This is a genomic window from Streptomyces hydrogenans (assembly GCF_014656075.1).
GTDB lineage: Bacteria > Actinomycetota > Actinomycetes > Streptomycetales > Streptomycetaceae > Streptomyces > Streptomyces hydrogenans.
The window spans coordinates 1-1,168 of sequence record NZ_BNBS01000294.1; the positions used below are offsets into that span (position 1 = coordinate 1).

At 69.8% G+C, this 1,168-nt stretch carries 1 protein-coding gene; it reads left to right on the plus strand.

Going from position 1 to position 1,168, the window contains the following annotated elements; genetic code table 11:
- Nucleotides 1-17 precede the first annotated feature (17 nt).
- A partial coding sequence (locus tag IE321_RS41500; RefSeq protein ID WP_190226782.1) for an acyl-CoA dehydrogenase family protein occupies nt 18-1,168 on the plus strand: 1,151 nt, incomplete at its 3' end.

The window sequence follows — 1,168 nt, forward strand, 5'->3', positions numbered from 1 at the left end:
CCAGGGAGCTCAAGACCATGGGCAAGGACTTCGACCTGTACCGGACCTCCGAGGAGCACGAGATGCTCCGGGAGTCGGTGCGTGCGCTGGCGGAGGCGAAGATCGCCCCGTTCGCGGCGGCGGTGGACGAGGAGGGGCGTTTCCCGCAGGAGGCCCTGGACGCGCTGGTCGCCAACGACCTGCACGCGGTGCACGTCCCGGAGAGCTACGGCGGCGCGGGCGCGGACGCGCTGGCCACGGTGATCGTGATCGAGGAGGTCGCCCGGGTCTGCGGCGCGTCCTCGCTGATCCCGGCGGTGAACAAGCTGGGCTCGCTCCCGGTGGTCCTGTCCGGCTCCGAGGAGCTGAAGGCGAAGTACCTCGGCCCGCTCGCCGCCGGCGAGGCGATGTTCTCCTACGCCCTGTCCGAGCCGGACGCCGGCTCCGACGCGGCCGGCATGAAGACCCGCGCGGTCCGCGACGGCGACTTCTGGGTCCTCGACGGCGTCAAGCGGTGGATCACCAACGCCGGCGTCTCGGAGTACTACACGGTGATGGCCGTCACCGACCCCGACAAGCGGTCCAGGGGCATCAGCGCCTTCGTCGTGGAGAAGTCCGACGAGGGCGTCTCCTTCGGCGCCCCGGAGAAGAAGCTCGGCATCAAGGGCTCCCCGACCCGCGAGGTCTACCTCGACAACGTCCGCATCCCCGCCGACCGCATGATCGGCGCCGAGGGCACCGGCTTCGCCACCGCGATGAAGACCCTCGACCACACCCGCGTCACCATCGCCGCCCAGGCCATCGGCATCGCCCAGGGCGCCCTCGACTACGCCAAGGGCTACGTGAAGGAACGCAAGCAGTTCGGCAAGCCCATCGCCGACTTCCAGGGCGTGCAGTTCATGCTCGCCGACATGGCCATGAAGCTGGAGGCCGCCCGCCAGCTCACCTACGCCGCCGCCGCGAAGTCCGAGCGCGTCGACGCCGACCTCACCTTCTTCGGCGCCGCCGCCAAGTGCTTCGCCTCCGACGTCGCCATGGAGGTCACCGTCGACGCCGTCCAGCTCCTCGGCGGCTACGGCTACACCCGCGACTACCCCGTCGAGCGCATGATGCGCGACGCCAAGATCACCCAGATCTACGAAGGCACCAACCAGGTCCAGCGCATCGTCATGGCCCGCAACCTCCCGTA